The sequence below is a fragment of the Terrisporobacter muris genome (assembly GCF_024621905.1).
In the GTDB taxonomy this organism is placed as follows: domain Bacteria; phylum Bacillota; class Clostridia; order Peptostreptococcales; family Peptostreptococcaceae; genus Terrisporobacter; species Terrisporobacter muris.
Map to the genome: position 1 here is coordinate 1 of NZ_JANKBY010000191.1, position 6835 is coordinate 6835.

The window sequence follows — 6835 nt, forward strand, 5'->3', positions numbered from 1 at the left end:
TTTCTCTTGCATAATCTATAACCATTTTCTTGACTGGTTCTCCACTAAGAGAATCTAAACCATGTTCAATAGCTCTTAAATAAGTGTCATAAATTGTAGTCCTTTTAAACTTACTATCTTGATTTTCTTTTACTATCCTTTCAAGTTCATCAGGACTATACTTATCTATCCTACTATTTATGTTATGAAATCTTGTCCTAACTTTAGGTATAAACGCACTTACATTATTTTTATGTGGTTTATAATCTCTTCGTATCGCTTCTATAAGGAAACCTACTACTGTTTTACAATCTGTATTTTTAGTAAGTATTAATTTTTCTTCTAAATAGTTAATATCTTTATTAGTATCTTTAAAAGCATTATGTATTTTTAAAAGTTCTTCTTCTGATAAATCAAAATAAGATTTTATTTTATCAACAACCACCACGTCACATTCTAATTTGTTGTTGTTGTTATTATTATTGTTATTGTTATTGTTATTGTTATTCCCCATAGTCTTTCCATACTCTATTGATACAGTATCTATAGGGTATTCATAGGGTATAGATAGGGTATCTATACTGTATTCATATTTATTACAACTATCTATGAATAACTTTAAGAATTCTTTGTTTTTAACTTGATTTAGCTCTTTTTCTATGCATTTCTTTACTTTAATACTGTCTATCCTATTATGTTTTATCCAATTCAGTATAATTATCTCTCTTGTTTCATCGCTATATTTTATTTTTCCGTATTCTTCAAATCGTTTTAAAAGTTTATCTACTGTTTCACGATTATAACCTGTTTCAGTTTCAATAATTCTTTTAGGTAACTCATATATGCCACACTGACAAGTTTTACTATTAGTCATTAGGTAAATATAGAAATACTTTTCTTCTGGTGTAAGCTCCAATACAAATCCATCTTGCCAGAATTCAACGTGTATTTGTCTAAATTTTGCCACTTAACTCAACTCCCTCTGTTGTATATATTTATTTTATAAGGAAGAGGAATAAATCCTCTCCTATATCCATCTATATTGATTAATCTATTTTTCTACTTCTTCAAAACTAGCCTGTCCTTCGTTTATCTCATCTTTGATTTCATAATCAACCTCTAATGATTCAGTTTCATCATTAACTAAACTCATATCTTCCGAAATTTGTGATTTGACGGTTTCATCTGATGACACAGCTTTTTGCATTTCTATAGATAAAGGGGCATATTTTAGTAACTGTTTTATTACTGTTTTCTTGGCCATTGCATCAAAATCTGTTTGCCAAGGACCCATTTTAAATGTTTTACTAAATTTCATAGCATGCTCTAATATCTCTTGCTTAGTCATAAATACAAAACTATGTCCTCCAGTATCAAGATGATATACTGCATAATATCCAATTACTTCTCCTCTACTACCTTTTAATAAAGGTTTATGTATCAGTTTTTGCTCTAATCCGTAATCTATATCAAATTCATCATTTTCTCTTACTTCATGTGCATATAAAGTCTTTATTTTTCCACTTCTCTGAGCTAATTCTAAAAGCCCTTTATATCCTATCTGGAATTGCACCTTGCTTCCATATGGTATTAAGTATGCTTGTCCTAATGGTGTATTTGGTTCTAATCCTAACTGTGCACTCTCCATCATTGCTGCTATAAAACTCATTGGTTCGCATTGTTGTAGTTTTGGATTATTGCTAAATGCTGTTAATGCTACTCTTTGAAATCTTTCAGAGCTTATCATACTTGGTAGTGCTGCTTCTATTTCCTTTGCCATTTTAGTCATTAATTGTTTCATACCTGCATTAGGGCTTGCCTTTTGCACTGTTCCTGCTCCACTTGCTTTTGCTTGCAACTTATTCTTTAAATCTGCCATTTTTATCTCCCATCCTTTATTTTTATTTTATAAATTTTGAACACTTGAAATTGTATCTTCACATTCATCTATCAAGTCATCAATATTACTGTCTAAATCTTCAAAAGCTTCTAATATATCTTCATTATCTAAGTTATTAATTGCATATCTTAGTTTACTTACTTTGTTTTTAACCCATTTTATTTCTTCCTCTATTCCTGCGATTGACATTACTTACTCCCTCCTATTCTGAACGTTCTTGAAGAGCTAGTTTTCATATATTGCTCTGCTATTTCAGGCATTTCTGCTTTAAGCCTTTTACTGTCTATCGTATTTCTAATTGAAGTTTTCCAAGTAATTTTTCTATCTCCAACCTTAGCTACTTCAAATTCTTCCATATGTAGCTGTATTTCCTGTTCTATAAGCTTCTTTTCACTTTCTAATACTTTTATATCTGACACTATCTCATCATATCTATTAAGCTTGTCTATCCCGTTTTCTAACAAATGCAACTCTATCTCTTGACCATTAGATTGCTTATACTTTTGCTTTAAGTATTCAGAATAAGCATCACTTCCATCTGGTATAGGTACTATATCTTTAAGTATGTTTTCTTCCCAAAAGTCTTTTTCTATTTGCATAAGATAATCTATGGTTTCTTGATCTCTTTCGATTTTGTGCCATATGAAATCACTATTACCTATTAGAGCTGCTATATAACAATGAGTAGCTCCTGTTATAGCCATATAGTGCAAGCATTGTATTTCATAATGAGCTGGGACTCCTTCTTGCCATTCTTTTAAAGCATAACTATTAGTAGTTTTGCATTCTAAGAATGCCTTTTCTCCCACTATAGCTCTATCTATATTTGCTAATGCAAATGGATAATTATTATTTTTAAGTATTCCATTTACATTTCTAACTTTTAATCCTGTTTCTTCTGTAAAAAGTTCTGCAACCAATCCTTCTAGTCTATTACCTAACTCCATTCTCAAGCTTTTAAGTTCTTTAGGATTTTCTTCTTTTTTATCCATATATAGTTGTATAGAACTTTTCCAAGGATTTAATCCTGCTATACAACTTGCATCACTTCCCCCGATTCCAGCTTGTCTATGTTTAAGCCACTCTTCTTTTGGCATATCTTTTGTATCAGCTATTATATTTGCATCTAGATACTTTCTAAATTTCACTATTGATATTTCGCTCATTTTTTGGTATCCTCCTATTATGTTTGTGTTTTTTATAAATGCCTCGGCAAAGGCATTTACTTTTTGGGGAGCATTTGAATTTACTGTTAATTTGCTCCTTTTTCTTTAGTAATCACATAGTTTACATCTTCTAAATTGTCGTAAACTGATGTAACATAAGTTCCATTTTTTAATCTATAAGGAACTAATGATATATTATTTTTAATGCACATACTTTCTATGAGATTTATAATCATTTGTACCTCTATTTTTCTGTTATCATCTTGATATTTGCTCATTCTCTGACCTCTCTTTTATCTTTTACTTTCTTCTTTTATTCGCTTTAATTCTTTTATGCTTGGTTCTATACCAAATCTTCTGCAAATATCCATATATGCATTAAATAACCTTGCATCCATAATTCTTTTCCTCCTGCTTGTCCTATTTTTGTTAATTCAAGGCTAAAGCCTTTTATCTTTCGAATATATATATCCTTAAATACTGTTTTTCTTTTCAACCATCATTGCTTCATAAAATCTGCACTTCTGTTCAGCTATATTTTTAAGTACCGCATCTATTTCTTCTTGTGTCATTTTTCTTCCTAATCTCGCTTCATTTTCAGGAGATACTATAAATACCTTTGCATTTCCGATTCTATACTCTGCATCATACTTCATATAAAACACCCCCATATAAATACTTATGTTTATAAAAATTTGTCCTATTCAAATTCTTATTTAACTAATTCATCTATTGTAATTCCAAGGTAATCAGCTATAGCTTTTACTGTATAAATCCCTGGATTTAAATTCCTACCTTGTATGATTTTATATATGTTGCTTGACGGTATATCTGCTTCTTTTGCTAGTTTATTTACACTTATATTTCTTTCTTCTAATAATTGATTTATTTTGTTATTTATTGTCATATAATTACTCCTTTTGATATAATTTCTATATGGAATATTTTCTAAATTTAACCACAAGGAGAAATATTATGGAACACTATTTTTTCAATAATAATGTAGATGCCAATGGTAGACATGAAATTCATGTTAAAGATTGTTCTTCTTCACCTTATGTATTAAATAGAACTTATATTGGCTATTATTCTAGCTGTAATGAAGCTCTACAAAAAGCTAAAGCTCTATATCCTTTAAAATCATTTGATGGTTGCTATTGGTGTTGCAGAGATTGTCATAAAGGTTAATTTCTACTGGATAGGCTTTATTAAAAGCCTATCTTTTTATAAATACACTCATATAATAAACTTTATTTTCCTTTCTCTTTTGTTGCTTGGTCTTTTGATGCAAGCTCTTTCATTTGTTTCTCTGTTACTATGCTCACATTTTTAAAATAATAATTCATAGCAACTACTGCTAAATCTTCATGGTTTATGATAGGTTCAATTTCTTCAATTTCATCTATCAATGAATATCCAAGATCTGTGTTATCAGTAATAAATACATTTATCCAAGGAAATCTTTCATCCATTTCAAATCTTAAATCTCCTACTTCTACTACCATTATTGTTGATGTCTTTACTTTTACATCTCCGTTATAAATACTATTAATTTTTAATGATTCCATTTTGTTCCTCCTACATAGCCATATCTTCTAATGGTTTAATATTTCTTTTGCTTAATATTTGATGTATTAACATTCTTCCTTTTTGTGTCCATAAAGTTTGTGTTCGTGCTTTGCCCCCATATTCTTCCGTCTCTGTTTCTGTAAAACCTTTACCCATGTAGTCAGCATATAATATGTATTGTTTTCTTACTTTCCTTTGAACTCTTTCCTCACAGAGAATCTTATTTAGTGCTTGGGCAGATAAACCATAGTCAAAAGCTATATTTGTAACTAACATTGCATCTTTGCAGTTAAGAATTTTGTCAGCATATTCAACTCTTGGTTTTTGGCATTCTATAATCTTGCTCAATTTTATATTTTCTTCTTCTGCTAATTTTCTTTTTTGCTGTTCTTCTTTTAACTTCCCTGCTAACTGAATAATAAAATCTGGGTTACTTAAAGTCTTTTCTATGACTTCTGTTGTCATATATGCTCCATGTTTTCTTATAGTTGGTAAAACTTCACTTGTAACCCAACGTTTGAACTTCTTTGCACTTGGTAGCTTACTCCCAAGAATTAAACTATAAAGTCCACTTTCATTAATTATTGTCATTTCTTGCTTACCTTTAAGGGTGTCACATTTCGTTACTCCTTTATCTTCACTATCTATATGATCTATTAATGCTTTTCTAGTATTTGAGTAACCTAATGCTGTGGCTACATCTTTTCCTACAAACCAAGGTTCATTATTAATTTCTAAAACTCTTATTTCTCCAAACTCTTGATTATTAAATACTGATAATGTATTTTGATTATTTTCTATTGTTTTGTAACTTGCATATAAACTACTTTGCATTTTTATCCCTCCTCTTGTTAGCCTTTTGGAAACTTTTTAATTAAAAAAAATATTCACATCTGCTTTCAATTCTTTGCATATTATTCTAGCTTCTCTTATACTAAAATCACCTGCTGTTCCATTTAATTTCTTATTAAATGTAGGCACTGAAATTCCAAGCATTTCTGCAACTACTTTTTGCTTAATATTATTTTCTACTAAAAATCCTTTTAATTTAAGATAACCTTGATTAGTCATCGTTAACCTCCTTTTTGTTAGTCTTTTGGAAACTTATCGTAATTAAATATTACATCCTAAAAGTTTCTTTGTCAACAACTTTTTTAATATTTTTTTACTTTTTTGTTTACAAAAGAAAACATCAACAGTATAATTTCATTATATGAAACAATAAGGAGGTGTAAAAATGTATAACTTAGGCAACTTGCTAAAAACACTTAGAAAGTCCAAAGGCATATCTATGGATAAAATGGTTGAAGATTTAAAACAGTTATATGGAATAAGTATTGCAAAAAGTACTATATCTAAATGGGAAAACAATAAAGCTGATCCAACTATGGAAAATGCTAAAATATTATGTAATTATTTTGATGTAGCTCCTGATTATCTTTTAGGATTAGAAACTAAATCTAATTTCAATCCAAATGAAATAACTGAAAAAGATGAAAAAAGTATTCAAAGAGATTTAAAAAAGATAATGGATGATTTTAAATCTGGTCAAGATGGTCCTGCTTTCTATAATGGAGTAGAACTTGATAATGAAGAGTTAGAACTTATAGAACAAGCTATGGAATTAGCTTTGAGAAGTGCAAAGATGAAAAACAAAGCTAAATATACGCCAAAAAAATATAGAAAATAGAAGTATAGGGATTATGGGGGAGATTTAAATGACTTCAAACATTCCAAAATTAGTTTCTAGTCTAATAAAAAAATATAATACTAGAGATCCATATGTCCTAGCTGAATGTTTAGATATAGAAATAATAGAATACAACTTATCTACTGCTTATGGTATGTATAAATTAGTTAATCGTAATAAATTTATATTTTTAAATTCAAAGTTAGATGAAATAACCAAAAGATTTGTACTATCTCATGAGCTAGGACATGCAATATTACATAGAACAAGTCCAGGATTTTATTTTAAGAACCATACTTTAATGAAAACTTCTATATATGAAATTGAAGCAAATACTTTTGCTGCTGAATTGATTATATCTGATAACGAGTTTAAGGAATTTTTAAATTATGGATATACTATCTCACAAATGGCTTCTTATTTTAATGTTACAGAGGATTTAATTAAACTAAAACTGGATAATTTATAATAAAAAAGATGTAGCATAAAACTACATCTTTTTATATTTAATTAATATATTCTACGTTAAAT

General features: G+C 28.9%; 13 protein-coding genes. 3 read left to right on the forward strand and 10 right to left on the reverse strand.

The window, feature by feature from the left end:
• From NSA58_RS13300 to NSA58_RS13330, 7 genes are all read right to left on the reverse strand, one after another.
• Positions 1-946, reverse strand: a 946-nt coding sequence (locus NSA58_RS13300; RefSeq protein ID WP_330652575.1) for a hypothetical protein, incomplete at its 3' end; no start/stop codon positions are given.
• 84 nt (positions 947-1030) lie between these two features.
• Entirely contained in the window at positions 1031-1858 is an 828-nt protein-coding gene (gene recT / locus NSA58_RS13305) for a recombination protein RecT (protein WP_257560551.1), read from the reverse strand.
• Positions 1859-1885: 27 nt separating this feature from the next.
• Positions 1886-2068: a hypothetical protein gene (locus NSA58_RS13310; RefSeq protein WP_257560552.1), complete on the reverse strand. Its 183-nt coding sequence runs from the start codon at positions 2066-2068 to the stop codon at positions 1886-1888.
• Positions 2068-3045 carry a YqaJ viral recombinase family nuclease gene (locus NSA58_RS13315; RefSeq protein ID WP_257560553.1) on the reverse strand — a complete coding sequence of 326 codons (978 nt, stop codon included), beginning with the start codon at positions 3043-3045 and terminating at the stop codon, positions 2068-2070. Before NSA58_RS13315 ends, NSA58_RS13310 begins: the two co-directional genes overlap by 1 nt.
• 86 nt (positions 3046-3131) lie before the next feature.
• Entirely contained in the window at positions 3132-3323 is a 192-nt protein-coding gene (locus NSA58_RS13320) for a hypothetical protein (RefSeq protein WP_257560554.1), read from the reverse strand.
• 195 nt (positions 3324-3518) lie between these two features.
• A complete protein-coding gene (locus NSA58_RS13325; RefSeq protein WP_074078680.1) occupies positions 3519-3701 on the reverse strand; it encodes a hypothetical protein in 183 nt (60 codons plus the stop codon).
• 56 nt (positions 3702-3757) lie between these two features.
• A complete protein-coding gene (locus NSA58_RS13330) occupies positions 3758-3952 on the reverse strand; it encodes a helix-turn-helix domain-containing protein (RefSeq protein ID WP_257560555.1) in 195 nt (64 codons plus the stop codon).
• Positions 3953-4020: 68 nt separating this feature from the next.
• On the opposite strand from NSA58_RS13330, the gene NSA58_RS13335 reads away from it, so the two are divergent.
• Entirely contained in the window at positions 4021-4233 is a 213-nt protein-coding gene (locus NSA58_RS13335) for a hypothetical protein (protein WP_257560556.1), read from the forward strand.
• Between the two features lie 62 nt (positions 4234-4295).
• On the opposite strand, the gene NSA58_RS13340 is transcribed toward NSA58_RS13335, so the two are convergent.
• From NSA58_RS13340 to NSA58_RS13350, 3 genes are read right to left on the reverse strand one after another with little or no spacing between them, the layout of a single operon-like run.
• Positions 4296-4613, reverse strand: a complete 318-nt coding sequence (locus NSA58_RS13340; protein WP_257560557.1) for a hypothetical protein — start codon at positions 4611-4613, stop codon at positions 4296-4298.
• A gap of 10 nt (positions 4614-4623) precedes the next feature.
• Entirely contained in the window at positions 4624-5448 is an 825-nt protein-coding gene (locus tag NSA58_RS13345) for a phage antirepressor (RefSeq protein ID WP_257560558.1), read from the reverse strand.
• Positions 5449-5484: 36 nt separating this feature from the next.
• On the reverse strand, positions 5485-5685 hold the full coding sequence (locus NSA58_RS13350) for a helix-turn-helix domain-containing protein (RefSeq protein WP_074078675.1): 201 nt from the start codon (positions 5683-5685) through the stop codon (positions 5485-5487).
• A 166-nt stretch (positions 5686-5851) separates the two neighbouring features.
• On the opposite strand from NSA58_RS13350, the gene NSA58_RS13355 reads away from it, so the two are divergent.
• Positions 5852-6304, forward strand: coding sequence for a helix-turn-helix domain-containing protein (locus NSA58_RS13355; RefSeq protein ID WP_257560559.1), 453 nt, complete (start codon positions 5852-5854; stop codon positions 6302-6304).
• A 28-nt stretch (positions 6305-6332) separates the two neighbouring features.
• Positions 6333-6773 carry an ImmA/IrrE family metallo-endopeptidase gene (locus tag NSA58_RS13360; protein ID WP_257560560.1) on the forward strand — a complete coding sequence of 147 codons (441 nt, stop codon included), beginning with the start codon at positions 6333-6335 and terminating at the stop codon, positions 6771-6773.
• The last annotated feature ends 62 nt before the right edge of the window (positions 6774-6835 follow it).

Excerpts from the sequence above, each read along its gene's own strand:
- NSA58_RS13340 (WP_257560557.1), bottom strand. The coding sequence starts at position 4,613 with ATGGAATCATTAAAAATTAATAGTATTTATAACGGAGATGTAAAAGTA.
- NSA58_RS13325 (WP_074078680.1), bottom strand. The coding sequence starts at position 3,701 with ATGAAGTATGATGCAGAGTATAGAATCGGAAATGCAAAGGTATTTATA.
- NSA58_RS13355 (WP_257560559.1), top strand. The coding sequence starts at position 5,852 with ATGTATAACTTAGGCAACTTGCTAAAAACACTTAGAAAGTCCAAAGGC.
- NSA58_RS13315 (WP_257560553.1), bottom strand. The coding sequence starts at position 3,045 with ATGAGCGAAATATCAATAGTGAAATTTAGAAAGTATCTAGATGCAAAT.
- NSA58_RS13360 (WP_257560560.1), top strand. The coding sequence starts at position 6,333 with ATGACTTCAAACATTCCAAAATTAGTTTCTAGTCTAATAAAAAAATAT.
- NSA58_RS13345 (WP_257560558.1), bottom strand. The coding sequence starts at position 5,448 with ATGCAAAGTAGTTTATATGCAAGTTACAAAACAATAGAAAATAATCAA.
- NSA58_RS13330 (WP_257560555.1), bottom strand. The coding sequence starts at position 3,952 with ATGACAATAAATAACAAAATAAATCAATTATTAGAAGAAAGAAATATA.
- NSA58_RS13320 (WP_257560554.1), bottom strand. The coding sequence starts at position 3,323 with ATGAGCAAATATCAAGATGATAACAGAAAAATAGAGGTACAAATGATT.
- NSA58_RS13335 (WP_257560556.1), top strand. The coding sequence starts at position 4,021 with ATGGAACACTATTTTTTCAATAATAATGTAGATGCCAATGGTAGACAT.
- recT (WP_257560551.1), bottom strand. The coding sequence starts at position 1,858 with ATGGCAGATTTAAAGAATAAGTTGCAAGCAAAAGCAAGTGGAGCAGGA.
- NSA58_RS13350 (WP_074078675.1), bottom strand. The coding sequence starts at position 5,685 with ATGACTAATCAAGGTTATCTTAAATTAAAAGGATTTTTAGTAGAAAAT.
- NSA58_RS13310 (WP_257560552.1), bottom strand. The coding sequence starts at position 2,068 with ATGTCAATCGCAGGAATAGAGGAAGAAATAAAATGGGTTAAAAACAAA.